We start from the raw sequence: 25,789 nt of genomic DNA, 5'->3' as shown, positions 1-25,789 counted from the left end.
ACGGCGTGTCACCGCAAGGTGTCACGCCGTTTTTGTCTCTACTCCCCATGTGGCGCAGGCTGATCTATCACCCGGAAGTTAATTACGCACTGCGACAAACGCTGGTGTTATGTCTTCCTGTGGCCGTGGGCCTGCTCCTCGGACATCTTCAGCAAGGTCTGCTCTTTTCTCTGGTGCCCGCCTGCTGCAACATTGCCGGTCTGGACACGCCGCATAAGCGCTTTTTCAAACGACTCATCATTGGCGGTTCACTGTTTGCCGGCTGTAGTCTCGCCGTGCAGCTTCTGCTGGCGCGCGATATTCCGCTGCCGCTGATCCTGACCGTGCTGGCGATGACCCTGGGTGTCACCGCCGAAATCAGCTCGCTGCACGCCCGTCTACTTCCCGCCTCGCTGATTGCGGCCATTTTCACGCTGAGCCTCGCCGGAAATATGCCGGTGTGGGAGCCGCTGCTGATCTACGCGCTGGGGACATTATGGTACGGGCTGTTTAACTGGTTCTGGTTCTGGCTGTGGCGCGAACAACCGCTGCGTGAATCCCTGAGCCTGCTCTATGTGCAGCTGGCGGAGTATTGTGAAGCCAAATACACCCTGCTCACCCAGCATACCGATCCGGAAAGATCGCTGCCCCCGCTGCTGACCCGTCAGCAAAAGGTGGTGGATCTGATAAGCCAGTGCTACCAGCAACTGCATATGCTCGCCGCCAACCAGAATCACGAATATAAACGGCTGCTGCGCACTTTCCAGGTGGGGCTGGATCTGCAGGAGCATATCTCCGTAAGTCTTCACCACCCGCAAGAGGTGCAAAAACTGGTAGAGCGCAGCCACGCTGAAGCGGTGATCCGCTGGAACGCACAGACCGTCTCCGCGCGCCTGCGGATCCTGGCCGACGATATTCTCTATCACCGCTACCCCACGCGCTTTAACATGGACAAACAGCTCGGCGCGCTGGAGAAAATCGCCCGTCAGCATCCGGATAACCCGGTCGGTCAGTTTGCCGCCTGGCACTTCAGCCGCATCGCCCGCGTGCTGCGTACCCAGCGCCCGCTTTATTCCCGCGATCTGATGGCGGACAAACAAAAACGGCTTCCGCTGTTGCCCGCGCTCAGAAGTTATCTGTCGCTTAAATCGTCCGCCCTGCGCAATGCCGCACGGATTAGCGTCATGCTCAGTGTCGCCAGCCTGATGGGCATGGCGCTGCATCTGCCGAAACCCTACTGGATCTTAATGACCGTGCTGTTTGTCACCCAGAATGGCTACGGTGCCACGCGGGTACGTATTCTTCATCGAGCTGGCGGAACGATGGCGGGGCTGATTATTGCGGGCGTGACGCTGCACTTCCACGTGCCGGAAGGCTATACCCTGGCAGGGATGCTGGTGATTACGCTGGTGAGTTACCTGATTATTCGCAAAAACTACGGCTGGGCGATGGTTGGTTTTACGGTGACGGCGGTATATACCCTGCAGTTGCTCACGCTTAATGGCGAACAGTTTATTGTCGCCAGGCTGATCGATACCCTCATCGGCTGTCTGATTGCCTTTGGGGGCATGGTCTGGCTGTGGCCGCAGTGGCAGAGTGGGCTGCTCAGGCAGAACGCCCACGACGCGCTGGAGGCTGACCAGGAGGCTATCCGCCTGATTCTGAGCGGCGACCCGCAGCCCTCCCCGCTGGCTTATCAGCGGATGAAGGTCAACCAGGCGCACAACGCCCTGTTCAACTCGCTCAACCAGGCGATGCAGGAGCCCGGCTTTAACTCGCACTATCTGGCGGACATGAAGCTCTGGGTGACGCACAGCCAGTTTATCGTCGAACATATCAACGCCATGACCACGCTCGCGCGTGAACATACCATGCTGACGCCAGACCTGGCGCAACGTTACCTGCAGTCGTGTGAGATTGCCCTGCAGCGCTGCCAGCAGCGTCTGGAGTATGACGCGCCGGGTGAGTCGGGGGATTCAAATATTCTGGAAGCGCCGGAAACGCTCACTCACGGGCCAATGAGTACCCTTGAGCAGCATTTACAGCGCATTCTGGGGCATCTGAACACCATGCACACCATTTCATCGGTGGCATGGCGTCAGCGTCCGCATCATGGGATTTGGTTAACCCGTCGCCTGAAGCGGACGGCGTATTAACCTTTTACGATCTTCGCGACTGCCGCGGCAAAGCGGGTTAAGCCGTCTTCAATGTCTTTCTCTTCCACCACCAGCGACGGCGCAAAACGCATCACGTCCGGCCCGGCATTGAGCACCATCACCCCTTCGTGGGCGGCGGCGTGCAGGAAATCGCGTGCGCGGCCTTTGTACTGCGGTTTCAGCTCGGCACCGATCAGCAGCCCCATCCCGCGGATCTCGCTGAACACGTCGTACTGGTCATCAATCTTTTGCAGATGTTTTACGAACAGTTCGCGCTTCGCGCCCACGCCATTGAGAACCTCAGGCGTGTTGATAATATCAAACGCCGCGCCCGCCACAGCGCTCGCCAGCGGATTACCGCCGTAAGTGGAGCCGTGCGACCCCACATGGAACGCGGAGGCAATCTCCTGGGTGGTCAGGACCGCACTCACCGGGAAACCGCCGCCGAGCGCTTTGGCGCTGGTCAGAATATCCGGCGTCACGCCGTAGTGCATATAGGCAAACAGGGAGCCGGTACGCCCCATCCCGCACTGCACTTCATCAAATACCAGCAGCGCCTGGTGCTCGTCGCACAGCGCGCGCAGCCCTTTCAGGAATTCCGGCGTGGCGGCCGTCACGCCGCCTTCGCCCTGAATCGGCTCCACCACCACCGCGCAGGTGTGATCGTCCATCACCGCTTTTACCGCATGCAGATCGTTAAACGGCACGTGGACGATGTCAGCCGGTTTCGGACCAAAACCGTCGGAATACTTCGGCTGACCACCAACGGAGACGGTAAAGAAGGAGCGCCCATGGAAGGCGTTGTGAAAAGCGATGATTTTGGTTTTGTATGGGCTGTGGCGCGTGGTGGCATAGTAGCGCGCCAGCTTGAAAGCGGTTTCGTTGGCTTCGGTGCCGGAGTTCATAAACAGCACGCGCTCGGCAAACGTGGCATCAATGATCTTGCGGCCAAGACGCAGCGCCGGTTCGTTAGTGAAAACGTTGCTGGTGTGCCACAGGGTTTCGCCTTGGGTTTTCAGCGCCTCGACCAGCGCAGGATGGCAATGACCCAGCGCCGTTACCGCAATCCCGCCCGCGAAATCCACATACTCTTTACCCTGCTGATCCCAGACGCGGCTGCCTTTTCCCTTCACCGGGATAAACTCAGCCGGTGCATAAATCGGCAGAATCACTTCATCGAATGTCGCGCGGGTAATTGCTGGTTGTTCAGTTGCCATGTCATGCCCATCCCTTTTATGTCACATTGATTGTGAAAATATAATCACAAAATATGCATAAAAAATCACAGTAAGGCAACAGATATTCAGCGATTGAGGAAATTTGCCAGCAGCGCGTGCCCCTGTTCGCTGAGGATGCTTTCCGGGTGGAATTGTACGCCTTCGAGATCCCATTTGCGGTGACGAATCCCCATGATCTCCTGCGACTCGCTCCAGGCAGTCACCTCAAAGCAGTCAGGCAGCGTCGTCGGGTCAATCACCAGCGAATGGTAGCGCGTCACGGTCAATGGATTATTGAGCCCCGTGAATACCCCGGTCCCCGTGTGCGTGACCGGCGAGGTTTTGCCGTGCATCACTTTCGCCGCACGCACGATGGTGGCGCCAAACGCCTGGGCAATCGCCTGATGACCCAGGCAAACCCCCAGAATGGGCAGCTTGCCGGCATAATGCCGGATAACATCCAGCGAAATGCCCGATTCCGACGGTGTGCAGGGGCCAGGTGAGATGACGATTTTTCGCGGAGCCAGCGTCTCAATATCGGCAAGGCCAATCTCGTCATTGCGGCGGACAACCACCTCTGCACCCAGTTCACAAAAATACTGGTAAAGGTTCCAGGTGAAGGAATCGTAGTTATCAATCAGCAGAATCATGGCGGCTCCCGAAAAAAATGCCGCCCTATTCTACTCAGATTCCCGCGCTTCGCTCACTACTTTGGCAAAGATAGCGTTTAACGCGCTGAGATCGCCCGTTGCGCCGCTCCGGTTAGCCGCCACCCAATCTTCGGGATCGATATCGCGCCAGTCCAGCGCGTAACCCGCATGGATCGCCAGCTGCTCAAAGAAAACACGCTGAGCAATACCGTTACCGCTGGCAAAAGGGTGCAGCATGTTGATTTCACAATAGTAATGGCTAATTCGTTCTATAAACGCCGCTTTCTCCAGACCAACCAGATACTTTTCGCTTTCCAGCGCCGCCATCAGTTCGTTGCCCATCTTCTCGATGTACTCGAAATGGCAGAAAGGAATGTCGCCCTTAAAAATATCATCAGTACGCAACTCGCCCGCGTACTTCAACTCTCTGCGGTAGAGATGGCGGTGAATAAGGCACAGATGGGGCAAGCCAGGAGCGGAAGGCCCAAGCTCCAGCGTTTCAATATGGGGATCGGAAGGACCATGACCTTTTTCAAGGAGACAACTGGCCTGAAAATTGACGTTACGCTGCTGCTCCCAGAGACGGGATTTTTGCTTGTCGGTGAGTTTTTTCACTTAACGCCTCCCTGAATATGTCCGTTTGCCACAAGTATAAGCAGCAAAACGCGCTTTCGCAGGGAGGGCTAACAACACGGGCGAGGATCGCCCGTGTCGAAACAGGTTACGGCAGAACTTTCGCGGAGAGGATCACGACAGGTTTTGACGGCACATTCTGGTACGGGCCAACGTCATGGGTAGGAACCTGTGAAATCTTGTCCGCCACGTCCATCCCTTTCACCACTTTACCGAACACCGCATAACCGAAATCGCGCTGGCCGTGGTCGAGGAAGGCGTTATCCGCCACGTTGATAAAGAACTGGCTGGTCGCGCTGTCTTTATCCGCGGTACGCGCCATAGAAATGGTGCCGCGGGTGTTCAGCAGACCGTTATCTGCTTCGTTTTTAATCGGCGGGTTCGGCTGTTTCTGCTGCATCTGCTCATTAAAACCACCGCCCTGCACCATAAACCCAGGGATCACGCGGTGGAAGGTGGTGTTGTTGTAGAAACCACTGTTCACATAGTCGAGGAAGTTTTTCACAGAAACCGGAGCTTTCTGGCTATTCAGTTCCAGCTCAATATTCCCGGCGGAGGTGGTCAGCAGAACGTGAGGGTCCCCTTTTGCTGCCAGCGCAGCAGGGGAAACGGCAGAAAGAGCAAACACAGCTGCGACAGCCGCCAGTGTTGATTTGAGCATGAGAATTCCTTAACAAAGCGCAGTATATAAAGCGAATGGCTTGATTCTAAAGAGCAGTATGAACGGAGACCAGCCTTTTACCTAATTTTACGAAATTGAAACAGTTGTAACCACGCAAACGATTGGTTCCGGCGGCTTTTTATGTGATCAAGATCACATAAAAAACTGCAATGAAGTTCGAATTTCTCTTAAAAGATATGAATAGATCACTTTAATGTCTAAAATCTGCCCGCTCTCAGCGCCCAATGGGCGCTTTTCTTATTTTGAACAGGCCAGACATGACTAACAGCAATCGCATCAAGCTCACATGGATCAGCTTCTTCTCCTACGCCCTGACCGGCGCGTTGGTGATCGTCACCGGGATGGTGATGGGAAATATCGCAGACTACTTCCATCTGCCCGTTTCCAGCATGAGTAACACCTTCACCTTCCTCAACGCCGGGATCCTGATCTCCATCTTCCTGAATGCGTGGCTGATGGAAATCGTGCCACTGAAAACGCAGCTGCGTTTTGGTTTTGTGCTGATGGTCGCCGCCGTGGCGGGTCTGATGCTGAGCCACAGCATCGCCCTGTTCTCCGCCGCCATGTTTGTACTCGGTCTGGTCAGCGGCATTACCATGTCGATCGGGACCTTCCTGATTACCCATATGTATGAAGGCCGTCAGCGTGGCGCGCGCCTGCTGTTTACCGACTCCTTCTTCAGTATGGCCGGGATGATTTTCCCGATGGTGGCTGCTGTTCTGCTGGCGCGCAGCATTGAGTGGTACTGGGTGTATGCCTGCATCGGCCTGGTCTACGTGGCGATCTTTATTCTGACTTTCGGCTGCGAGTTCCCGGTGCTGGGCAAAAAAGCGCAGACCACGGCAGAGCCTGTCGCGAAAGAGAAATGGGGGATCGGCGTACTGTTCCTCTCCATCGCCGCCCTGTGCTACATCCTCGGCCAGCTGGGCTTTATCTCCTGGGTACCGGAATACGCCAAAGGCCTGGGCATGAGCCTGAACGACGCAGGTAAGCTGGTGAGCGATTTCTGGATGTCTTACATGTTCGGCATGTGGGCGTTTAGCTTCATCCTGCGCTTCTTCGATCTGCAGCGCATTCTGACCGTACTGGCGGGCCTGGCAACCGTGCTGATGTATCTTTTTATCAACGGTTCACCGGAACATATGCCGTGGTTCATTCTGACCCTGGGCTTCTTCTCCAGCGCGATCTACACCTCGATCATTACTCTGGGCTCCCTGCAGACCAGGGTGGCCTCGCCGAAGCTGGTTAACTTCGTTCTGACCTGCGGCACCATCGGCACCATGCTGACCTTCGTGGTCACCGGCCCAATCGTCGCCCACAGCGGCCCGCTGGCCGCGCTGCACACGGCGAACGGTCTGTACGCCGTGGTGTTTATCATGTGCTTCATCCTGGGCTTTGTGACCCGCCACCGCCAGCATAACGCTGCAGCGGCGACGCACTAATCCCGTCCCCCTCTGCCCTACGCAGAGGGGGTGTTTCTGGCAAAGCTCACCTCTTCTCCCCCGTTATCCATCTGGATCCAGGTCTGCGCCAGCTGTGTGGTGGCAATAATTCGTCCCTGACGAATGGACCAGCGCACCGGCACCTGACAGCGTACCGCTTCAAACCCGCTCTCCGCAGGCAGAATAATCAGGTTCGCCGGGTTGCCCGTCTCAATTCCGTAATCGCTCAGGCCAAAGGTTCGGGCACTGTTATGGGTGATCAGGTTCAGGCCGCTGTCGATTTGCGGATAGCCCATCATCTGACAGACGTGCAGCCCCATATGCAGCACCTGCAGCATATTGCCGGTACCAAGCGGGTACCACGGGTCAAAGACATCATCATGGCCAAAGCAGACGTTAATGCCCGCCGCCAGTAGTTCTTTCACCCGGGTGATGCCGCGACGCTTCGGATAATCATCGAAGCGCCCCTGCAGGTGGATATTGACCAGCGGGTTCGCGACGAAATTAATCCCCGACATCTTCAGCAGTCGGAACAGCCGCGAGGTATAGGCACCGTTGTAGGAGTGCATGGCGGTGGTGTGGCTGGCCGTTACCCGTGCGCCAATACCGGCCTCATACGCCAGCGTGGCCACCGTCTCGACAAAGCGAGACTGCTCGTCATCAATTTCATCGCAATGAATATCCAGCGGACGGTCATACTTCTTCGCCAGCTCAAAGGCGATATGCAGCGACTGCACGCCGTACTCGCGGGTGAACTCAAAGTGGGGGATCGCCCCCACCACATCCGCGCCCAGCCGTAATGCCTCTTCCAGCAGAGCCGCGCCGTTCGGGTAAGAGAGGATACCTTCCTGCGGGAACGCGACGATTTGCAGCGTCACCCACGGCGCAACCTCCTGCTTCACCTCCAGCATCGCCTTCAGGGCGGTGAGCGTCGGGTCGGAGACATCCACATGAGTGCGGACAAACTGGATCCCGTTGGCGATTTGCCACTTCAGCGTTTTCCACGCCCGCGCTTTCACGTCGTCATGGCTGAGTAGCGCCTTGCGCTCCGCCCAGCGCTCAATGCCCTCAAACAGCGTTCCGGACTGGTTCCAGTTCGGCTCGCCCGCCGTCTGGGTGGTATCAAGATGGATATGCGGCTCAATAAACGGGGGAATAGCCAATCCACCGCGCGCATTTAACACTTCATAGCTTTCGGTATGGGTGTCATCCATGGGGGTGATGTCACCAAATCGCCCGTTCTCAATGGCAAGCTGCCACAGCCCTTCCCGACCCGGTAAACGAACATTCTGAACAAGCCATAACGGTGTAGTAGACATATCTTTCCCCTAAAAACGCAGCTGCTGGACAGGCGTATCGATTTTTGCAAAACCGCCCCTGATTTGTACACAAATTCAACTAACCCGAAAAGCCTGCGATTTCCATAACTTATAAAAATCCTGACAAATCAGTCATATACCACCTAAGGAGTAGGCGAAGACGTATTTGATTTGCATCAATAAGCGCCCCTGCTGAATCGTTAAGGTAGGCGGTAATAGAAAAGAAATCGAGGCAATAATGAGCAAACTCAGACTCGCTATCATCGGTAACGGCATGGTCGGTCACCGCTTTATTGAGGATCTTCTCGATAAAGCCGATGCCGCTCAGTTCGATATTACCGTGTTCTGTGAAGAACCCCGCAAGGCGTACGACCGTGTGCACTTATCTTCCTATTTCTCCCATCATACTGCCGAAGAGCTCTCACTGGTGCGTGAAGGGTTCTACGAGAAGCATGGCGTAAAGGTGCTGGTGGGCGAACGCGCTATCACCATCAACCGTCAGGAGAAAGTGATCCACTCCAGCGCCGGGCGTACGGTTTTTTACGACAAGCTGATCATGGCGACCGGCTCCTATCCGTGGATCCCGCCGATTAAAGGCGCTGAAACGCAGGATTGCTTCGTCTATCGTACCATTGAAGATCTCAACGCCATTGAGTCCTGCGCCCGTCGCAGTAAACGCGGTGCGGTGGTGGGTGGTGGCCTGCTGGGCCTGGAAGCCGCGGGCGCGCTAAAAAACCTCGGCGTTGAAACCCACGTCATCGAATTTGCTCCGATGCTGATGGCCGAACAGCTCGACCACATGGGTGGCGACCAGCTGCGTCGCAAAATCGAAAGCATGGGCGTGAAGGTTCACACCAGCAAAAACACCAAAGAGATCGTGCAGGAAGGCACTGAAGCGCGCAAAACCATGCGCTTTGCCGACGGCAGCGAGCTGGAAGTTGACTTCATCGTCTTCTCCACCGGGATCCGCCCGCGCGACAAGCTGGCAACCCAGTGCGGTCTGGCCGTCGCCCAGCGCGGCGGGATCATGATTAACGACACCTGCCAGACCTCCGATCCGGATATCTACGCCATTGGCGAATGCGCCAGCTGGAATAACCGCGTGTATGGTCTGGTGGCGCCGGGTTACAAAATGGCGCAGGTCGCCGTGGACCACATCCTCGGCAACGAAAACGCCTTCGAAGGCGCGGACCTGAGCGCCAAGCTGAAGCTGCTGGGCGTGGACGTTGGCGGTATTGGCGATGCACACGGCCGCACGCCGGGTGCCCGCAGCTACGTTTATCTCGATGAGAGTAAAGAAGTTTATAAGCGCCTGATCGTCAGCCAGGACAACAAAACCCTGCTTGGGGCGGTACTGGTGGGTGACACCAGTGATTACGGCAACCTGCTCCAGCTGGTGCTGAACGCCATCGAACTGCCGGAAAACCCGGACGCACTGATCCTCCCGGCGCACGCCTCCAGCGGCAAGCCGTCTATCGGCGTGGATAAACTGCCGGACAGCGCGCAGATCTGCTCCTGCTTTGACGTCACCAAAGGCATGCTCATCTCTGCCATTAACAAAGGCTGCCACACCGTTGCGGCGCTGAAAGCGGAAACCAAAGCCGGCACCGGCTGCGGCGGTTGTATTCCGCTGGTCACCCAGGTGCTGAACGCCGAGCTGGCGAAACAGGGCATCGAAGTGAACAACAACCTGTGCGAGCACTTCGCGTATTCTCGCCAGGAGCTCTACCATCTGATCCGCGTGGAAGGCATTAAGTCTTTCGACGAACTGCTGGCGAAGCACGGCCAGGGCTACGGCTGTGAGGTATGTAAACCCACCGTCGGCTCCCTGCTGGCCTCCTGCTGGAACGAGTATGTCCTCAAACCCGAGCATACGCCGCTGCAGGATACCAACGACAACTTCCTGGCCAACATCCAGAAAGACGGTACCTACTCCGTGATTCCACGTTCCGCCGGTGGTGAAATTACCCCGGAAGGGCTGGTGGCGGTGGGCCGTATCGCGCGTGAATTTAACCTGTACACCAAAATCACCGGTTCCCAGCGTATCGGCCTGTTTGGTGCGCAGAAAGACGATCTGCCGGAGATCTGGCGTCAGCTGATTGACGCTGGCTTCGAAACCGGTCACGCGTACGCTAAAGCGCTGCGTATGGCGAAAACCTGCGTGGGCAGCACCTGGTGCCGCTACGGCGTCGGCGACAGCGTCGGTTTCGGCGTGGAGCTGGAGAACCGCTACAAAGGCATCCGTACGCCGCATAAAATGAAGTTTGGCGTCTCGGGATGTACCCGTGAATGTGCGGAAGCCCAGGGTAAAGACGTAGGGATTATCGCCACCGAAAAAGGCTGGAACCTGTATGTCTGCGGCAACGGCGGGATGAAACCACGCCACGCGGACCTGCTGGCCGCGGATCTCGATCACGACACGCTGATTCAGTATCTCGACCGCTTCATGATGTTCTACATCCGTACCGCCGATAAGCTGACCCGTACCGCCTCCTGGCTTGATAATCTGGAAGGCGGCATCGACTACCTGAAATCGGTCATTATCGACGACAAGCTGGGCCTGAACGAGCATCTGGAAGCGGAGATGGCACGACTGCGTGAGGCGGTGATTTGCGAGTGGACTGAAACCGTCAACACCCCGGCGGCACAGACGCGGTTCAGACATTTTATCAACAGCACTCAGCGCGACCCGAATGTGCAGGTTGTGCCAGAGCGTGAACAGCATCGTCCGGCGACACCGTATGAACGTATTCCGGTCACGCTGGTGGAGGAAAACGCATGAGCCAGTGGATAACCATCTGCGATATTAACGACATTCTCCCCGCAACCGGCGTCTGCGCGCTGCTGGGCAACGAGCAGGTTGCGATTTTCCGCCCCCGCCACGATGAACAGCTCTTTGCCATCAGCAACATCGACCCGTTCTTCGAGGCCAGCGTGCTCTCCCGTGGGTTGATTGCGGAGCATCAGGGCGAACTGTGGGTCGCCAGCCCGCTGAAAAAGCAGCGCTTCCGTTTACGTGACGGACTGTGCATGGAAGATGAAAACTACTCGGTGAAGCACTACGACGTTCGCGTGAAGGACGGCAAGGTGCAGCTACAGGGCTAATTCCCTCGCCTTTTCAATATGAAAAGCTTATGACCCCTTATGGGTAACGGCAGGAAAAACCGTATATTTTCGGCGATTCCTGCTGTTATCCTGACGTCAATTCCTGTCCCTCCATGAATGCTGTGAGGTAATGTCGTGGATCACCTGCCGATTTTTTGTCAATTACGCCATCGCGACTGCCTGCTTGTGGGCGGCGGCGACGTGGCTGAGCGCAAAGCGCGCCTGCTGTTAGAGGCGGGCGCCCGACTGACCGTCAACGCCATTGCCTTCGCCCCCCAGTTTAACGTCTGGGCCCAGGAAGGGATGCTGACGCTGGTGCAGGGAGAGTTTGATGAATCCCTGCTGGAGACCTGCTGGCTGACCATTGCCGCGACGGATGACGATGCAGTGAACCAGCGGGTCAGCGATGCCTGTGAGGCGCGCCGTATCTTCTGTAACGTGGTGGATGCGCCGAAAGAAGCCAGCTTTATCATGCCGTCGATTATTGACCGTTCACCGCTGATGATCGCCGTGTCATCCGGGGGCCGCTCGCCCGTTCTGGCGCGCCTGTTGCGGGAAAAACTGGAAGCCCTGTTGCCGCAACATCTCGGTCAGATTGCCCACTACGCAGGGCAACTGCGTTCACGCGTGAAGCAAACCTTCGCGACCGTTGGCGAGCGTCGTCGTTTCTGGGAAAAATTCTTTGTGAATGACCGCCTGGCGCAGTCGCTGGCGAATCAGGACAGTAAAGCGGTTGAAGAGACGACGGCGCAGTTACTCGCTGAGCCGCTGGATCATCGGGGCGAAGTGGTGCTGGTCGGTGCAGGTCCTGGCGATGCGGGCTTGCTGACGCTGAAAGGCCTGCAGCAGATCCAGCAGGCGGATATTGTGGTGTATGACCGTCTGGTCTCGGATGACATCATGAACCTGGTACGCCGCGACGCTGACCGCGTCTTCGTGGGCAAACGGGCGGGCTACCACTGCGTACCGCAGGAGGAGATTAACCAGATCCTGCTGCGCGAGGCGCAAAAGGGAAAACGCGTGGTGCGACTGAAAGGGGGCGATCCGTTTATCTTCGGTCGCGGCGGCGAGGAGCTCGAAACCCTGTGTAACGCGGGCATTCCCTTCTCCGTGGTGCCGGGCATTACCGCGGCATCCGGCTGTTCAGCATACGCGGGTATTCCACTGACCCACCGCGATTACGCCCAGAGCGTGCGTCTGGTGACGGGCCACCTGAAGACGGGCAGCGAACTGGACTGGCACAACCTCGCCGCCGAAAAGCAAACGCTGGTGTTCTACATGGGGTTAAACCAGGCCGCCACCATTCAGGCGAAGCTGCTGGAGCACGGCATGGCGGCAGATATGCCCGTCGCGCTGGTCGAAAACGGAACCGCCATTACGCAGCGCGTGGTGGATGGCGTACTGACGCAGTTAGGCGAACTGGCGCAGCAGGTTGAAAGCCCGGCGCTGATTGTGGTTGGCCGTGTGGTTGAGCTGCGCGACAAACTCAACTGGTTCTCAAATCACTAACGCACACTCTTCCTTTCCGGAGTAGTCCTGAAGCGGACTACTCCCCTCTTACCGCTGTCGATAACATACCGCCCCGAAGTGGAACTTTTCCCTTTATTCCCTTGAGTGACATCTGATTTTCGTTTTTAAGACAAGGAATGCGTATGTTTAAACTGGCAAAAGCCGCCGTTCTGGTCGGTCTGTTAACCACTCTGACGGCCTGCACCGGTCACGTCCAGAACACCAAAAACAACTGCAGCTATGATTATCTGCTGCACCCGGCGATCTCCATTTCGAAGATCATCGGTGGTTGCGGCCCGGCGGCACAGCAGTAAGCGTTTTTCAGGCGTAAAAAAACCGGGGGTTCCCCGGTTTTTTTGTTTGTGCGGTTTTTTGTCGGGTGGCGGCTCCGCCTTACCCGACAAAGCAGACTTAAGGCTTCGCAACAAACCCAATCGCTTCGTACACCGCTTTCAGGGTTTCGGACGCGCGGGCGCTGGCTTTTTCCGCACCCTCTTTCATCACTTTCTGCAGGAAAGCTTCGTCATTGCGGTAGCGGTGATAACGCTCCTGCAGCTCGGTCAGCATGCCGGAAACGGCATCGGCCACTTCGCCTTTCAGGTGGCCGTACATCTTGCCTTCGAAGTGCTGTTCCAGCTCAGGGATGCTCTGGCCGGTAACACCGGAGAGAATATCCAGCAGGTTGGAAACGCCCGCTTTATTCTGCACATCGTAGCGCACCACAGGCGGCTCGTCAGAGTCGGTCACTGCGCGCTTGAGTTTTTTCACGACCGATTTTGGGTCTTCCAGCAGGCCGATAACGTTGTTGCGGTTATCGTCAGACTTGGACATCTTCTTGGTCGGCTCCAGAAGCGACATGACGCGGGCACCCGATTTCGGAATAAACGGCTCTGGAACTTTGAACACCTCGCCATAAAGCGCGTTAAAGCGCTGGGCGATATCGCGGCTCAGCTCCAGGTGCTGCTTCTGGTCTTCACCCACCGGCACCTGGTTTGTCTGGTACAGCAGAATGTCTGCCGCCATCAGCACCGGATAGTCGAACAGACCGGCGTTGATGTTTTCCGAGTAGCGCGCGGATTTATCCTTGAACTGGGTCATGCGGCTCAGTTCACCGAAATAGGTGTAGCAGTTCAGCGCCCAGCCCAGCTGCGCGTGCTCTGGCACATGGGACTGAACGAAAATGGTGCTTTTCTCAGGGTCGATCCCACAGGCCAGATACAGGGCGAGGGTGTCCAGCGTGGCCTTACGCAGCTTCTCAGGATCCTGACGGGCGGTAATCGCATGCAGATCCACGATGCAGTAAATGCAATGGTAATCATCCTGCATGCTGACCCACTGACGTAACGCACCCATGTAGTTACCAATGGTCAATTCACCTGAAGGCTGTGCGCCACTAAAAACGATGGGCTTAGTCATTATTCAATTCCTGATGTTCACTGTGCGAAAGCCCGAGAGCGGGCAACAAATCTTTGAAGTGGTCGAACACAACATCCGGCTCACTTAGCGTGATGGCCTCACCGTAGTTGTAGCCATAGGTTAATCCGACGGAAGGACATCCAGCCGCTCGGGCAGCCAGAATATCATTGCGTGAATCACCGACAAAGAGCAGCTCCGCAGGTGTTAAGGATAATTTTCCTGCCACCAGCAGCAGCGGTTCCGGATGCGGTTTTTTGTTTTGCACATCATCACCGCCCACAATCACGGAGAAGTACTTCGCGATATCCAGCGCTTCCAGCAGCGGTGCCACAAACGGCGTCGGTTTGTTGGTGACCAGCCCCATCGGAATGCCCTTCGCGTGCAACACGCTCAGCGTTTCCAGAACGTCCGGGAAGAGGAAACTGCCCTCTTCGACGGTCTCTTCATAGAAAAGATCGAACAGTTTGCGCAGAATACGCAGTTGCTCTTCCTGTGGAATGTCCGCATGGTCAACGCTCGGTTTACCCTGTGCAGAACGCTGCGATGCGCGCTCCTGACGCGCCCAGGTCAGCGCGCGCTCCATCAGGACATCAGCGCCGTTGCCAATCCACGTGACGACAAGATCTTCACCCGCCACGGGCAGCTCAAGGGCATACAGCGCCTGGTCTACGGCACTCGTTAAGCCTGGCGCGCTGTCGACCAGCGTGCCGTCGAGGTCGAATGCCACACCCCGAATTGCCTGCAATTTATCCATGACTTACCTTCGCCAGCTCACGGCGCATTTCATCAATGACTTTTTTGTAATCCGGTTGGTCGAAAATCGCCGAACCTGCAACGAACATATCCGCGCCCGCTGCCGCGATTTCACCAATGTTATTGACTTTCACCCCGCCGTCCACTTCCAGACGAATATCGTAACCTGACTCATCAATACGACGGCGTACTTCACGCAGCTTATCCAGCGTGTGAGGAATAAACGACTGACCACCAAAGCCCGGGTTAACGGACATCAGCAGGATCACGTCCAGCTTATCCATCACATGGTCGAGATAGCTCAGCGGCGTTGCCGGGTTAAACACCAGACCTGCTTTACAGCCGTTCTCTTTGATGAGCTGCAGGGTGCGATCCACATGTTCAGAGGCTTCCGGATGGAAGGTGATGATGCTGGCGCCCGCTGCGGCGAAATCCGGCACGATACGGTCAACCGGTTTCACCATCAGATGCACGTCAATCGGGGCGGTAATGCCGTAGTTACGCAGCGCCTTAAGCACCATTGGGCCAATGGTCAGATTGGGAACGTAGTGGTTATCCATCACGTCGAAATGGACAACATCTGCGCCAGCCGCGAGAGCTTTAGCGGTGTCTTCACCCAGGCGGGCAAAATCGGCCGACAGAATTGAGGGGGCAATCAAAAACTGTTTCATCCGCATCTCCTTGAAATGTGTTTACCGGCGGGCAAAACGGCTCAGGGGCGATAAAGAGCCAGGAGTTCGTCCACCTTTTTACGTGTGCCGCCGTTGCTGCTAATGCTACGCCGCACTTTAACCTGAAAATGCGTCGCGGCTTTGTACCATTCGCGCGTATCAGGGGTATCGTGATTCGAAATTAACACCGGAATTCTTTTGCTGACCAGCTTTTCCGCCATCTCCGCCAGGCGGGCCTGTTCGGCCGGGCTGAAGCTGTTGGTGTGATAGGCGGTGAAATTCGCTGTCGCAGACAGCGGCGCGTACGGAGGGTCACAGTAAACCACCGAGTTTACGCCTGCCAGCTCCATACACTCTTCATACGAGAGGCAGTGGAATTCCGCATGCTGTGCTTTTTCGGCGAAGTGATACAGCTCGTCCTGCGGGAAATAGGGGCGCTTATAACGGCCAAACGGCACGTTAAATTCCCCACGAAGATTATACCGGCACAGACCGTTATAACCATGTCGGTTGAGATAGAGGAACAGCAGCGCCCGGCGGAACGGATCCTGACTCTGGTTAAATTCCGCACGGAACTGGTAGTAAACGTCTGGGTTATTGTTCTCCGGCGTAAACAGTTTGCGCGCCTCTGCGACATACTCTTCGGTACGCAGCTTAACGATGTTATAGAGGCTGATAAGGTCGCTGTTGATATCCGCCAGGATATAACGCGAAAAATCGGTGTTCAGGAACACCGATCCCGCGCCAACGAAAGGCTCGATAAGACACTCGCCCTCAGGCAGGTGCTTTTTAATATCATCGAGCAGGGGGTATTTCCCCCCTGCCCATTTCAGAAAAGCGCGATTTTTTTTCATGCTGACTAACTGATTACACCTTCTCCGGCTGTGGAGAAAGCTCCGACAGCATCCTGCGCTTTAAACATTACTTCAGATCGGCCTGAACCTGATGAATCGGCTTCGCCCATGGGTTTTTTGCCTGAACATCAGCAGGCAGGGCCGCTACGGCACGTTTTGCTTCATCTTTGGATGAATACACACCGCTGACCAGCACATACCACGGTTGACCGTTACGGGTCGTCTGATAAACCACATAGTTTTTCAGATTGGATTTCTTCGCCCAACTGTTGAGGTTGTCATAGTTAGACGAACTGCTCAGCTGCAGCGTGTAATTGCTGGATGGCGCAGACTTCAGCGAACCGACGTTGCCTGCCGTTTTACCTGCCGCGCTGCTGGATGCTGTTGCCGTCGCGGCTGGAGCCGTGGTGGTGACCGGTGCCGTGGTGGTCGCCGTTGCTTTCGGCGCGGTCTGCGTGACAGGCGCTTTTGCAGGCTCGCTCACCGCAGCCGTTTCAGTGCGTTTCGGCTGTGCCGGTACGGTTTTCACTTCAGGCGCTTTTACCACAGCCTGAGGTTTGGTTTCACGCTTAGGCTCAATTACCGCCTGCTTACGTTCAGGACGCGTGGTGGTTTGCGTCTGACGCGGTTTGGTTTCCGTCGCCGCCGTTTGTGGCTGAGCGTTAGCACCGCGAATCGGGGCAACCGTTGCAGGTTCAGTTGGCAGCGTAGAGTTAACCACGACGTTATCAACCTGCTGCTGATTCTGCGGCTGCGTCAGGGCATTGTTCAGGTCACCCTGAACTTCTACGCGCTGCTGGCCTTCAGGCGTAACAGGTGCCTGACCCTGAGCGGGGGTTGAAGATACGGGTGGCAGAGAAACATCCTGCGGCGCAGCGGTATTGCCTGCCGTCTGCTCTGCGGAGGTGGTTCCCGGTGCAGGCTGTGCGCCATTCGCCTGATCGCTTGCATCGTTACCGGAAAGGTTGATGCTCTTCTCAGCGGAAGCGGTTTGCTCGGTTGAGTTCGATGAAGGTGCTTTTAGCGCGGAGCCAATGCCAACAATCAGCAGCACCAGCACCAGAACGCCAAGGCCCATCATGATGTACTGACGGGAGGCTGGTTTTGGCGCAGCGGCTTTTTTACGTTTACGCGGGCGACGCTCTACAGGCTCTTCGTCCATTGAATCTTCTTCGGACTCATAATCCTCTTCTTCTCGCTCATCACGCGCGTTGCGGCTGCGCGAAGGGCGACGATCGTCTGCATCCAGATCAACATCGTCAAAGTTGATCTGCGGCTCGTTATCACGTTCTGAAGATTGACGAGAACGACCAGTACGACGATCGCTGGGATCGGGTTTCAGCTCGTCTTCTGGTTTGAATTCATCCATTTAACACCCCACTCAAAGGCTTATGCCAACGACTTTGCATTTCACCTGAAGCTAAACGACCACCTGCAACAGTGGCCTGACCTTTCTAGTTGTTACGCCTGCTGACAATCAGCGATAGCGCCAAGAACGACATCGTGCGGCACTCCGCCGCGTACTTCACTCTTCCCTATTGCAAGCGGGAGTACAAGACGCATCTCGCCTGCCAATACTTTTTTATCGCGCATCATGTGGGGTAAATACGCGTGTGCCGACATCTCCTGCGGCCCGGTTACCGGCAAACCAGCACGCTCAAGCAGCGCAACAATACGTGCCGTCTCTTGCGGTTTGAACTGGCCAAGACGTTCAGAGGTGCGGGCGGCCATCACCATGCCAGCCGCGACGGCTTCACCGTGCAGCCAGTTGCCGTAACCCATTTCGGCTTCAATCGCGTGACCAAACGTATGCCCAAGATTCAGTAAAGCACGTAAGCCCGTTTCACGCTCGTCCGCGGCAACAACTTCTGCTTTCAGCTCACAACAACGACGAATGCAGTATGCAAGTGCAGTCTCATCCAGGCGCAGCAGCGCATCCATATTCTCTTCAAGCCAGTTAAAGAACTCGCCATCCAGAATAATGCCGTATTTGATCACTTCCGCCAGACCAGAAGCCAGCTCGCGCGCCGGCAGGGTTTTCAGACAGTCGAGATCCACCACCACCGAGGCAGGCTGGTAGAACGCGCCAATCATGTTTTTGCCGAGCGGATGGTTAACGGCCGTTTTGCCACCAACAGAGGAGTCGACCTGAGACAGCAACGTGGTCGGGATTTGAATAAAGCGAACACCACGCTGATAGCTTGCGGCCGCAAAGCCGGTCAGATCGCCCACAACACCGCCGCCCAGGGCAAGCAGTGTTGTATCGCGACCGTGCGGTTTTTGCAGCAATGCGGTAAAGACGGTATCCAGTACCGTCAGGCTTTTATACTGCTCGCCATCGGGGAGAATCACACTGTCGACTTTAACGCCCGCCTGCTCAAGCAGGTGGCGTACACGGTCGAGATAAAGCGGAGCCAGCGTCTCATTGGTGACCAGCATCGCCTGATCACCCGCTTTCAGTGGTAAAAAGGAAGCTGGGTCGTTAAACAAACCAGCCGCGATGGTGATAGGGTAACTACGTTCCCCGAGAGTAACTGTAATCCTCTCCATGACGCGACATCCACCTTTAATGCTTTTACCCGCAGGCGAGTGTATATAAAGCCAGAATCAGTTGCTTTCCAGCATATGAATAATCTGGTTTGCAACCACTTTAGCGCTCTGATCGTCAGTACGAATGGTCACATCGGCAATCTCTTCATACAGCGGATTGCGTTCATCGGCCAACGCTTCCAGAACTTCGCGTGGTGGCGTTTCAACCTGCAGCAGCGGGCGCTTTTTATCGCGCTGCGTACGTGCCAGCTGTTTCTCAATGGTCGTCTCAAGATAGACCACTACGCCACGGGCGGAGAGACGGTTGCGGGTTTCGCGAGATTTCACAGAGCCGCCGCCTGTTGCCAGTACGATGCCCTGTTTTTCCGTGAGTTCGTTGATCACTTTTTCTTCTCGGTCACGGAAACCTTCTTCGCCTTCTACGTCGAAAACCCAGCCCACATCAGCTCCGGTTCGTTTCTCAATCTCTTGATCAGAATCGTAAAATTCCATATTGAGTTGTTGAGCTAACTGACGCCCAATAGTGCTTTTGCCGGCACCCATAGGCCCAACCAGAAAGATATTGCGTTTCTCTGCCATTTTATCGGTACTACTAAGACTATTCGTTAATGGTAATCCCCGCTTCGCAGACACCCGGCGTAGCAGGACATGAACTGAAACCTCATATGCAATAGAGCGAGAGTCAGACTAAAAATTATCTCAATACTCCGGCTTGTTTGGCAACTGATTAAATCACCGCGCCGGGCGCATAAGGTAATAAGACGTAAGTCCAACTCAAATCGGTACTCCTTGTATGCTAATTCATGCCCCACGTCAAACATCTGCAACAAACTGAATGCAAAATCATTGCGGGGATCGTTACCCGTCAGTGAATACCGACCAGACGTGGTGTAATAAACACCACTAATTCACGTCGTTCGTGGTCTTTCCCGTCATGGCGAAAAAGCGCCCCCAGCCAGGGGATGCTCCCCAGCCCCGGCACACTGTCACTGCCGGTTTTGTTCTTCTGCGAAAAAATTCCGCCCAATGCCAGCGTTTCTCCACTTTTTACCTCAACCTGCGTCTCTATCTCTTGTTTGTCGATAGCCAGCGTTTCGCCGTCAGCCTGCTGCAGGACCTGTCCTGGCATATTTTCGCTGATGTGCAATTTCAGGCGCACGCGCCCCCCCGGCAATACCACCGGCGTCACTTCCATCCCCAGTACGGCCTCTTTGAACTCCACGGAGGTGGCGCCGCTTTCCCCGCTGGAGACCTGATAGGGGATCTCGCTCCCCTGTTTGATACTGGCCGGCTGCATATGCGAGGCCAGCAGTCGCGGGCTGGCAATAATATCGACCTGCTGTTTTTGCTCCAGCGCCGACAGTTCCAGATCCAGCAGCCGACCGTTGATCCGTCCGATATTAAACCCCACGTGGCTGGTAGCGCTGGCCACGGACAGATCGCTGCCAAGCGTCGTGAGCTGTCCCACCTTCCCCGCGTCGGTGGCATCGGCGAGCGCCCACTTCACCCCCAGTTCACGCAGGCTTTTTTCAGTCATGGTCACAATATGCGCCGCCAGCTCTACCTGCTCGACGGGAATGTCCATCTGACTGGCCCAGCGCACCAGCGTATCCACCACCGTCTGGCTATCCCGGATCAGCAGGCGATTGGTCCGTTTGTCGACAGATAAACTTCCCTTTGGGCTCAGGAGTTTTTCCGCTGCTTTTTGCAGTTCTCCGGCATCGGCATAGGAAAAAGGGATGCTATGTGAAACCAGCGGCGCATCAAGCTGTCGACGCGTTTTCTCCTGTTCTGAACGTTCCCGCTGTTCACGCTGCCAGGCTGCGGTATGGACGTAGAAAATGCCCCCTTCCTCGCGCAAAACGAGTCCGGCGCTGGAGACAACCGTCTGTAGCGCCTGCCGCCAGGGGACATGCGTCAGGTTGAGCGAAAGCGTGCCGCTGACATCAGGCGATACCACCAGATTTCGGCTCTCCTGAGTGGCCAGCGCCTGCAACACCTGAACGACCGGAACATCATCCACCACCAGCGTGACCGGCTTTGGCGCGGCGGCCCACAGAGGATGGCTGAACATCAGCAGCAACAGCGTTATCCGTAAATTCATTCTTCTCAATTCCTTCTCGTTGCCACATCCACTGAACGGGTTCACAGGTGTCTCCCACCTCAACAACCAGTTCCGATTCAGTAATGGCGGTTATTTGCCAGCCCGCCGGGAAGCGCTCATCCATTTTTAGTCGGTGCCAGCGCTTTTGCCCATCCTGCAAAATGCCGATAGCATCGCGTCCTCCCACCATGCCGCGATAGCGCCACTGCGTCAGTTCACCCGTCGCGCAGGGATCGTCCGGTGGGCGAAAGGGATCGCGCATGCCGGTCAACAGCAATACTGAGCACACCAGCCAGTATCGTGTGCTATTTCGCATGATCCAGCTCCAGCCGCAGGCGTAACGCCTTACCTTCAGGTGCAATAGCGAAAGCCGCAACCTCGACATCCCGCTGCGCCAGCCGGGAAAAAAGCCCCGGAATGGCCTGCCACTCCGCCTCCAGCGTCAGCTCTCCTCCGTTCTGCAGCGGCTTCCAGTGAACCAGCGTCGTCTCATCCCTCTGAAAATCAAGCGGCGAAAACGGCTTCATTTCTGGTGCTTGCGCAGTTTCTGTGCGAAGCGGCGCCGAGCGGACGACAGGCCATAACGATGCGTTGGTCCTCGCCTCCTGGATCAGCTGGTTTTCTCGTTCAGCACACTGCCTCTCTACCGGTCTGAGCAGGGTGCCCCACGCAGCGAGCCCTGCCAGGAAAGTGCTCAGACACCAGCAGAGACCGCGGATCCAGGGACGGCTTTCGCACCAGCGTTCCAACAGGATATTCACGCGTTACCCCTCGCTAAGATGAAAGGTGAACGACCAGCGCCCCTGGCTATCCTGCCGAAGCTCACCCGCTGTCCCGGGCGTAAAGCCCGGGAGTTGTCCAAGCGCATCACGTAGCGCAGACAGGGCCGGGAGGGTGGTGGCAAACCCGGTAAATATCAGAGCGGGAGGCTGGTAGCGCAGTTCCGTCAGCCAGACCTGCGCAGGAAGGGTGGCTGACAGCGACTCCAGCACCGGCTGCCATGCGCGCCGCTGGCGTGCAGGGCTCTGCACGGGTGTCGCGAGTTTCTGGCGAGCAACGAGGCCGTGCTGTACGGACTGTATCCCCGTCAGATCCGTTTGCAGGGCGCGAAGCCGCAAAAGCGGGTTCATTCGCAAACAGGCGATGGTCGTGACCATCAACAGCGACGTGCAGACAAACGTTGCTCCCCAGAAACGCAGGCATCGCGCGCGCCGCTGCTGCCGCCACGGCAGAAAATTCGTGATGCTCATGCGGGCACCTCACTCATGGCTAACGCCAGCGCAACGGTATAGTCCGCGCCGCATTCCGGTAACGGGGCATGGCATCGCTGCAGGGTTTCCCATGGGTTACGTCGGCTATCAAACAGCGCGATATCCGCCGGCTCCACGGCCAGCAGCGCTGAGAGCTCAGCCACATTGTCAGCTTCTGCGGCAATACGGCGCCCCCACTGGTGGCGCATCGCCCAGAGCCACTGCCGTTCATCCCGCCAGGCGACACACTGCGCCGGTGCCACCGCCGGAAGAAGATTCTTCAGCGCACTGGCATCCGGGGTAATGGTCACCAGCCGCAAACGTAACGTTTTGGCCAGCGTCAGTAGGGTTTCGACCTCGTTGTTTTGCGCCGCAGTCACGTGAAATGTGCTGCTGAAGGTGTCCTGCGCGTAATCGAAACAGAGCGTATCGGCAGACATTTCCAGCTCTCGCGCCAGCGCCGCGCCAAGCCATGAGAGCTGTTCGCTGTCGCGCAGCGCAATGGCCGGGCGGGGAAGCGACCTTTGCAGGGTGCGTGCTGCCGGAAAAGAGAGAAAAACCCGATGATAGTGCGGCAACGTTTTCCGCCAGTCGCGTAACGCATCAATCAGCTGTTCTGGCTGATAAATCTTGCCGTCACCAATGATCCCTTCGGCCAGAGGAACGACCCACCAGCGGCGCAGGCACCAGCCCGACTTCTCTCGTACCAGCGCGACGATCAGTACCCTATCCTGTTGAATATGAACGCCCGTTTGCCATGTTTTAAAAGCCATGTTTCACGATCTCCTTATCGCCCGTCGCCTTGACGGCTATATCAATGAATCAGGCTTGCCTTTATACTACCGCGCGATTGTTTAGAAACTGCCCAAGTGAAACCAAATGGGAAATCTCCGGTGAAGTTCGTAAAGTATTTATTTATCCTTGCAGTCTGTTGCATTCTGCTGGGAGCAGGCTCGATTTACGGTTTATACAAATATATTGAGCCACAGCTACCTGATGTCGCCACGCTTCGCGATGTGCGTCTCCAGATCCCGATGCAGGTCTATAGCGCCGATGGCGAATTAATGGCGCAGTATGGCGAGAAGCGTCGTATCCCGCTGACCTTAAACCAAATTCCGCCAGTGATGGTGAAAGCCTTTATCGCCACAGAGGACAGCCGTTTTTACGAGCACCACGGTGTCGATCCGGTGGGGATTTTCCGTGCCGCGAGCATTGCGCTGTTCTCTGGCCATGCCTCCCAGGGAGCAAGTACCATTACGCAGCAGCTGGCGCGTAACTTCTTCCTCAGCCCTGAAAAGACGCTGATACGTAAGATCAAAGAGGTATTCCTTGCGATCCGTATTGAGCAGTTGCTGAGCAAAGACGAGATCCTTGAGCTGTACCTCAATAAAATCTACCTGGGCTACCGTGCCTATGGCGTGGGGGCGGCAGCGCAGGTGTACTTCGGTAAGCCTGTTGAGCAGCTCACCCTAAGCGAAATGGCAACCATCGCCGGTCTGCCAAAAGCGCCGTCAACCTTTAACCCGCTCTACTCGCTCGATCGCGCCACCGCGCGTCGCAATGTCGTCCTGTCACGTATGCTGAGCGAAGGCTACATTAGCCAGAGTGAGTACGAGCAGGCGCGCAACGATGTCATTGACGCCAACTACCATGCCCCTGAGATCGCCTTCTCTGCCCCTTATCTGACCGAAATGGTTCGCCAGGAGATGGTGAACCGCTATGGTGATAAGGCCTATGAAGATGGCTACCGCGTTTACACCACCGTCACCCGCAAAGTGCAGCAGGCGGCTCAGGACGCGGTGCGCAACAACGTGATGGACTACGACATGCGTCACGGCTATCGCGGCCCGTCAAACGTGCTCTGGAAAGTGGGCGAAAGCGCGTGGGACAGCAAAAAAATCACCAGTACGCTGAAAGCGCTGCCGACCTATGGTCCGCTCCTTCCGGCCGTGGTGACGCAGGCCGATCCTCAGGAAGCCGTGGCAACGCTCGCGGATGGGACGTCCGTCTCCCTGCGTATGGAGGGGATTCGTTGGGCGCGTCCGTACCGTTCGGATACCCTGCAGGGCGCAACACCGCGTAAAGTGACCGATGCAGTCCAGACCGGGCAACAAATCTGGGTGCGCAAGGTGGGCGATGCCTGGTGGCTGGCACAGGTGCCGGACGTCAACTCGGCCCTGGTCTCCATCAACCCGCAGAATGGCGCCGTGCTGGCGCTGGTCGGTGGATTCGATTTCAACCAGAGCAAATTTAACCGCGCCACTCAGGCGCTGCGTCAGGTGGGTTCCAACATTAAGCCGTTCCTCTACACGGCGGCAATGGATAAGGGCCTGACCCTGGCCAGCATCCTTAACGACGTGCCTATCTCCCGCTGGGATGCCGGAGCAGGTTCCGACTGGCAGCCGAAGAACTCCCCTGCGGAATATGCCGGCCCTATTCGTCTTCGTCAGGGTCTGGGACAGTCGAAAAACGTGGTGATGGTGCGAGCCATGCGCGCGATGGGCGTCGACTATGCCGCTGAGTATCTGCAACGCTTCGGTTTCCCGGCGCAGAACATCGTGCGTACCGAATCGCTGGCGTTAGGCTCTGCGTCATTCACCCCGCTTCAGGTGGCGCGTGGATATTCCGTGATGGCCAACGGCGGCTTCCTGATTGACCCGTACTTCATCAGCAAAATTGAGAACGATCAGGGCGGCGTACTGTTTGAGGCGAAGCCGAAAATTGCCTGTGCAGAGTGCGATATTCCGGTGATTTACGGTAATACACCGAAATCTGACGTGCTTGAGAATAAGGACATGGAAGATCCTGCCGTGTCGCAGGAGCAGCCGAATGGCGTTGTACCGCAGCCACAGCTGGAACAGGCGAACCAGGCGCTGGTCGCACAGACGGGTGCGCAGGAATATGCCCCGCATGTGATCAATACCCCGCTGTCATTCCTGATCAAAAGTGCGCTGAACACCAACATCTTCGGTGAACCCGGCTGGCAGGGTACCGGCTGGCGTGCAGGGCGTGATTTGCAGCGCCATGATATCGGCGGTAAAACGGGGACCACCAACAGCTCGAAAGATGCCTGGTTCTCGGGTTACGGCCCTGGCGTGGTGACCTCGGTGTGGATCGGTTTCGACGATCACCGCCGTGATTTAGGTCGTACAACGGCGTCTGGCGCGATTAAAGATCAGATTTCCGGCTACGAAGGCGGCGCGAAAAGCGCGCAACCGGCCTGGGATGCCTACATGAAATCGGTCCTTGAAGGTGTGCCTGAGCAGCCGCTGACGCCACCGCCGGGCGTGGTGACGGTCAATATCGACCGCAGCACGGGCCAGCTCGCCAACGGCGGCAACAGCCGCGAAGAGTATTTCATCGAGGGCACGCAGCCGACCACACAGGCGGTGCATGAGGTGGGTACCGAGATTATTGATAACGGCGAAACGCACGAGCTGTTCTAAATATAAAATTGCCCGGTAAAAACCGGGCAAAACATCGCAGGCCGGGTCAGGCG

General features: G+C 56.6%; 24 protein-coding genes. 7 read left to right on the top strand and 17 right to left on the bottom strand.

All coding sequences use genetic code 11. The features are described 5' to 3' along the window. Positions 1-47: 47 nt before the first annotated feature. A complete protein-coding gene (locus C5687_RS12525) occupies positions 48-2,135 on the top strand; it encodes a YccS/YhfK family putative transporter (RefSeq protein WP_104557034.1) in 2,088 nt (695 codons plus the stop codon). Here C5687_RS12525 and argD read toward each other — a convergent pair. The 4 genes from argD to ppiA all read right to left on the bottom strand — a co-directional run bounded on the left by argD (position 2,132) and on the right by ppiA (position 5,296). Beyond that, the gene (gene argD / locus C5687_RS12520) at positions 2,132-3,352 is read right to left on the bottom strand and encodes a bifunctional acetylornithine/succinyldiaminopimelate transaminase (protein WP_104557033.1); all 1,221 of its coding nucleotides are present in this window, start codon (positions 3,350-3,352) and stop codon (positions 2,132-2,134) included. The two genes, C5687_RS12525 and argD, sit on opposite strands and share 4 nt — an antisense overlap. An 86-nt stretch (positions 3,353-3,438) precedes the next feature. Beyond that, positions 3,439-4,002: an aminodeoxychorismate synthase component 2 gene (gene pabA, locus C5687_RS12515; protein WP_104557032.1), complete on the bottom strand. Its 564-nt coding sequence runs from the start codon at positions 4,000-4,002 to the stop codon at positions 3,439-3,441. 30 nt (positions 4,003-4,032) lie between these two features. Further along, the gene (locus tag C5687_RS12510; RefSeq protein WP_104557031.1) at positions 4,033-4,617 is read right to left on the bottom strand and encodes a putative adenosine monophosphate-protein transferase Fic; all 585 of its coding nucleotides are present in this window, start codon (positions 4,615-4,617) and stop codon (positions 4,033-4,035) included. Positions 4,618-4,723: 106 nt separating this feature from the next. Then, positions 4,724-5,296 (bottom strand): peptidylprolyl isomerase A, encoded by a 573-nt coding sequence (gene ppiA, locus C5687_RS12505; protein ID WP_025758075.1) that lies wholly within the window; start codon positions 5,294-5,296, stop codon positions 4,724-4,726. Positions 5,297-5,574: 278 nt separating this feature from the next. Here ppiA and tsgA point away from each other — a divergent pair, with 278 nt between their 5' ends. Continuing rightward, the gene (tsgA, locus tag C5687_RS12500) at positions 5,575-6,759 is read left to right on the top strand and encodes an MFS transporter TsgA (protein WP_047959606.1); all 1,185 of its coding nucleotides are present in this window, start codon (positions 5,575-5,577) and stop codon (positions 6,757-6,759) included. Positions 6,760-6,776: 17 nt separating this feature from the next. On the opposite strand, the gene C5687_RS12495 is transcribed toward tsgA, so the two are convergent. Then, positions 6,777-8,078, bottom strand: coding sequence for a cytosine deaminase (locus tag C5687_RS12495; protein ID WP_104557030.1), 1,302 nt, complete (start codon positions 8,076-8,078; stop codon positions 6,777-6,779). A 238-nt stretch (positions 8,079-8,316) separates the two neighbouring features. On the opposite strand from C5687_RS12495, the gene nirB reads away from it, so the two are divergent. The 4 genes from nirB to C5687_RS12475 all read left to right on the top strand — a co-directional run bounded on the left by nirB (position 8,317) and on the right by C5687_RS12475 (position 13,006). Further along, a complete protein-coding gene (gene nirB, locus C5687_RS12490; RefSeq protein ID WP_045285971.1) occupies positions 8,317-10,860 on the top strand; it encodes a nitrite reductase large subunit NirB in 2,544 nt (847 codons plus the stop codon). Next, complete coding sequence (nirD, locus tag C5687_RS12485) at positions 10,857-11,183, top strand: nitrite reductase small subunit NirD (RefSeq protein WP_025758081.1); 327 nt, start codon at positions 10,857-10,859, stop codon at positions 11,181-11,183. The genes nirB and nirD overlap by 4 nt, the downstream gene beginning before the upstream one ends. A 135-nt stretch (positions 11,184-11,318) precedes the next feature. After that, complete coding sequence (gene cysG / locus C5687_RS12480) at positions 11,319-12,692, top strand: siroheme synthase CysG (protein WP_047959609.1); 1,374 nt, start codon at positions 11,319-11,321, stop codon at positions 12,690-12,692. Between the two features lie 143 nt (positions 12,693-12,835). After that, positions 12,836-13,006 (top strand): YhfL family protein, encoded by a 171-nt coding sequence (locus tag C5687_RS12475; protein ID WP_003861638.1) that lies wholly within the window; start codon positions 12,836-12,838, stop codon positions 13,004-13,006. Between the two features lie 97 nt (positions 13,007-13,103). On the opposite strand, the gene trpS is transcribed toward C5687_RS12475, so the two are convergent. From trpS to C5687_RS12410, 12 genes are all read right to left on the bottom strand, one after another. Next, positions 13,104-14,108 carry a tryptophan--tRNA ligase gene (gene trpS, locus C5687_RS12470; protein ID WP_020687783.1) on the bottom strand — a complete coding sequence of 335 codons (1,005 nt, stop codon included), beginning with the start codon at positions 14,106-14,108 and terminating at the stop codon, positions 13,104-13,106. Then, positions 14,101-14,862, bottom strand: coding sequence for a phosphoglycolate phosphatase (gph, locus tag C5687_RS12465; RefSeq protein WP_104557029.1), 762 nt, complete (start codon positions 14,860-14,862; stop codon positions 14,101-14,103). The genes trpS and gph overlap by 8 nt, the downstream gene beginning before the upstream one ends. Further along, positions 14,855-15,532, bottom strand: a complete 678-nt coding sequence (gene rpe, locus C5687_RS12460; RefSeq protein ID WP_014885523.1) for a ribulose-phosphate 3-epimerase — start codon at positions 15,530-15,532, stop codon at positions 14,855-14,857. Before rpe ends, gph begins: the two co-directional genes overlap by 8 nt. A 41-nt stretch (positions 15,533-15,573) precedes the next feature. After that, the gene (gene dam, locus C5687_RS12455; RefSeq protein ID WP_025758088.1) at positions 15,574-16,386 is read right to left on the bottom strand and encodes an adenine-specific DNA-methyltransferase; all 813 of its coding nucleotides are present in this window, start codon (positions 16,384-16,386) and stop codon (positions 15,574-15,576) included. A gap of 67 nt (positions 16,387-16,453) precedes the next feature. Continuing rightward, the gene (gene damX, locus C5687_RS12450) at positions 16,454-17,755 is read right to left on the bottom strand and encodes a cell division protein DamX (RefSeq protein ID WP_095452480.1); all 1,302 of its coding nucleotides are present in this window, start codon (positions 17,753-17,755) and stop codon (positions 16,454-16,456) included. Between the two features lie 92 nt (positions 17,756-17,847). Beyond that, positions 17,848-18,936: a 3-dehydroquinate synthase gene (gene aroB / locus C5687_RS12445; RefSeq protein ID WP_059386636.1), complete on the bottom strand. Its 1,089-nt coding sequence runs from the start codon at positions 18,934-18,936 to the stop codon at positions 17,848-17,850. 57 nt (positions 18,937-18,993) lie between these two features. Further along, complete coding sequence (gene aroK / locus C5687_RS12440; RefSeq protein WP_003861630.1) at positions 18,994-19,515, bottom strand: shikimate kinase AroK; 522 nt, start codon at positions 19,513-19,515, stop codon at positions 18,994-18,996. A gap of 286 nt (positions 19,516-19,801) precedes the next feature. Beyond that, the gene (gene hofQ / locus C5687_RS12430) at positions 19,802-21,040 is read right to left on the bottom strand and encodes a DNA uptake porin HofQ (RefSeq protein ID WP_104557028.1); all 1,239 of its coding nucleotides are present in this window, start codon (positions 21,038-21,040) and stop codon (positions 19,802-19,804) included. Beyond that, positions 20,952-21,356, bottom strand: a complete 405-nt coding sequence (locus tag C5687_RS12425) for a HofP DNA utilization family protein (RefSeq protein WP_104557027.1) — start codon at positions 21,354-21,356, stop codon at positions 20,952-20,954. Before C5687_RS12425 ends, hofQ begins: the two co-directional genes overlap by 89 nt. Then, positions 21,346-21,801 carry a HofO family protein gene (locus C5687_RS12420; protein ID WP_104557026.1) on the bottom strand — a complete coding sequence of 152 codons (456 nt, stop codon included), beginning with the start codon at positions 21,799-21,801 and terminating at the stop codon, positions 21,346-21,348. Before C5687_RS12420 ends, C5687_RS12425 begins: the two co-directional genes overlap by 11 nt. 3 nt (positions 21,802-21,804) lie before the next feature. Next, a complete protein-coding gene (locus C5687_RS12415) occupies positions 21,805-22,290 on the bottom strand; it encodes a PilN domain-containing protein (protein WP_104557025.1) in 486 nt (161 codons plus the stop codon). Beyond that, complete coding sequence (locus C5687_RS12410; protein ID WP_104557024.1) at positions 22,287-23,063, bottom strand: DNA utilization protein HofM; 777 nt, start codon at positions 23,061-23,063, stop codon at positions 22,287-22,289. Before C5687_RS12410 ends, C5687_RS12415 begins: the two co-directional genes overlap by 4 nt. Before the next feature lie 120 nt (positions 23,064-23,183). Here C5687_RS12410 and mrcA point away from each other — a divergent pair, with 120 nt between their 5' ends. Continuing rightward, positions 23,184-25,736 carry a peptidoglycan glycosyltransferase/peptidoglycan DD-transpeptidase MrcA gene (gene mrcA, locus C5687_RS12405; protein ID WP_045285979.1) on the top strand — a complete coding sequence of 851 codons (2,553 nt, stop codon included), beginning with the start codon at positions 23,184-23,186 and terminating at the stop codon, positions 25,734-25,736. Positions 25,737-25,789: the final 53 nt, after the last annotated feature.

Source organism: Enterobacter sichuanensis, from assembly GCF_002939185.1.
GTDB lineage: Bacteria > Pseudomonadota > Gammaproteobacteria > Enterobacterales > Enterobacteriaceae > Enterobacter > Enterobacter sichuanensis.
The sequence above is the reverse complement of the archived record's forward strand: the minus strand, read 5'-3'. Positions and strand labels throughout refer to the sequence as shown.

Coding starts and splice junctions, on each gene's coding strand:
- C5687_RS12525 (WP_104557034.1), top strand. CDS start 48: ATGTGGCGCAGGCTGATCTATCACCCGGAAGTTAATTACGCACTGCGA.
- argD (WP_104557033.1), bottom strand. CDS start 3,352: ATGGCAACTGAACAACCAGCAATTACCCGCGCGACATTCGATGAAGTG.
- pabA (WP_104557032.1), bottom strand. CDS start 4,002: ATGATTCTGCTGATTGATAACTACGATTCCTTCACCTGGAACCTTTAC.
- ppiA (WP_025758075.1), bottom strand. CDS start 5,296: ATGCTCAAATCAACACTGGCGGCTGTCGCAGCTGTGTTTGCTCTTTCT.
- tsgA (WP_047959606.1), top strand. CDS start 5,575: ATGACTAACAGCAATCGCATCAAGCTCACATGGATCAGCTTCTTCTCC.
- C5687_RS12495 (WP_104557030.1), bottom strand. CDS start 8,078: ATGTCTACTACACCGTTATGGCTTGTTCAGAATGTTCGTTTACCGGGT.
- nirB (WP_045285971.1), top strand. CDS start 8,317: ATGAGCAAACTCAGACTCGCTATCATCGGTAACGGCATGGTCGGTCAC.
- nirD (WP_025758081.1), top strand. CDS start 10,857: ATGAGCCAGTGGATAACCATCTGCGATATTAACGACATTCTCCCCGCA.
- C5687_RS12475 (WP_003861638.1), top strand. CDS start 12,836: ATGTTTAAACTGGCAAAAGCCGCCGTTCTGGTCGGTCTGTTAACCACT.
- trpS (WP_020687783.1), bottom strand. CDS start 14,108: ATGACTAAGCCCATCGTTTTTAGTGGCGCACAGCCTTCAGGTGAATTG.
- gph (WP_104557029.1), bottom strand. CDS start 14,862: ATGGATAAATTGCAGGCAATTCGGGGTGTGGCATTCGACCTCGACGGC.
- rpe (WP_014885523.1), bottom strand. CDS start 15,532: ATGAAACAGTTTTTGATTGCCCCCTCAATTCTGTCGGCCGATTTTGCC.
- dam (WP_025758088.1), bottom strand. CDS start 16,386: ATGAAAAAAAATCGCGCTTTTCTGAAATGGGCAGGGGGGAAATACCCC.
- damX (WP_095452480.1), bottom strand. CDS start 17,755: ATGGATGAATTCAAACCAGAAGACGAGCTGAAACCCGATCCCAGCGAT.
- aroB (WP_059386636.1), bottom strand. CDS start 18,936: ATGGAGAGGATTACAGTTACTCTCGGGGAACGTAGTTACCCTATCACC.
- aroK (WP_003861630.1), bottom strand. CDS start 19,515: ATGGCAGAGAAACGCAATATCTTTCTGGTTGGGCCTATGGGTGCCGGC.
- hofQ (WP_104557028.1), bottom strand. CDS start 21,040: ATGAATTTACGGATAACGCTGTTGCTGCTGATGTTCAGCCATCCTCTG.
- C5687_RS12425 (WP_104557027.1), bottom strand. CDS start 21,356: ATGCGAAATAGCACACGATACTGGCTGGTGTGCTCAGTATTGCTGTTG.
- C5687_RS12415 (WP_104557025.1), bottom strand. CDS start 22,290: ATGAGCATCACGAATTTTCTGCCGTGGCGGCAGCAGCGGCGCGCGCGA.
- C5687_RS12410 (WP_104557024.1), bottom strand. CDS start 23,063: ATGGCTTTTAAAACATGGCAAACGGGCGTTCATATTCAACAGGATAGG.